1 rRNA gene and 1 pseudogene are annotated in these 968 nt (G+C 66.6%); both read right to left on the reverse strand.

From position 1 onward, the window contains the following. Positions 1 to 589: pseudogene (locus tag I8N67_RS41700) on the reverse strand (hypothetical protein); the annotation flags it as partial. Between the two features lie 178 nt (positions 590 to 767). Beyond that, a 5S ribosomal RNA gene (rrf, locus tag I8N67_RS41705) occupies positions 768 to 884 on the reverse strand. Positions 885 to 968: the final 84 nt, after the last annotated feature.

Raw genomic sequence — 968 nt, forward strand, 5'->3', positions numbered from 1 at the left:
GGCCGCCCACCACGGTCGTCCCCGCGCCGGTCGTGACGACCGCGATCGTCACGCCCACGGAACCCACCGCGATCGCCAGCACCACGGTTGTCGTCCCTGCGGAACCCACCACGGTCGTCATCACGCCGGAACGCGGGACGGTCACCACGGTTGTCGTCCCTGCGGGAGCCACCACGGTCGTCATCCCTACGGAACGAGGGACGGTCGCCACGGTCGTCGCGACGCGGCGCCCCGGGGCGGTCGTCGCGCCGGAAGGCGGGACGAGGCCCACGGTCACCCTCACGACGGTCGTCACGTCCACGGAATCCACCGCGATCGCCACCACCACCGCCACCGCGGTTGTCATCACGCCGGAAGCCACCACGGTCATCGTTGCGACGGAAACCCCCGCGATCATCACCTCGGCGGTCGTCGCTACGGCGGTCATCACCACGCCGGTCGGGGCTGGGCCGGTCGTCGCGACGCGGAGCCCCGGGACGGTCGTCGCGCCGGAAGGGCGGACGCCCACCACGGTCGTTCCCACCACGCTCGTTGTCGCGTCGGTCGTTGTCGCGACGCGGTCCACTGCGGTAGCCGCCACGGTCACCACTGTCCCGTCGCCGCTGGTCGCGCTCCGGTCGATCGTCGGGAGAGTTGGTGGACATGGTGACTCCTGTCTTCGGTACCGCAAGTCATTCTCGCGCAGCCGGCTAGCCGGCGCGCTCCGGAAAAACAAAAAAGGACCCCTGGTCCCAGCTGAACGCTGGTGACCAGGGGTCCTACAAATTGTTCGGCGGCGTCCTACTCTCCCACAGGGTCCCCCCTGCAGTACCATCGGCGCTATAAGGCTTAGCTTCCGGGTTCGGAATGTAACCGGGCGTTTCCCTCACGCTATGACCACCGAAACCCTATTGGTTTCGAGCGAACAAGCACACTTTTCAGTTAAATGCTCAGCTCAAAGCCGACAACTGTTCGTTGTCTCAGAACTG

This window comes from Streptomyces adelaidensis (genome assembly GCF_016598475.1).
GTDB classification, from domain to species: Bacteria; Actinomycetota; Actinomycetes; order Streptomycetales; family Streptomycetaceae; genus Streptomyces; species Streptomyces adelaidensis.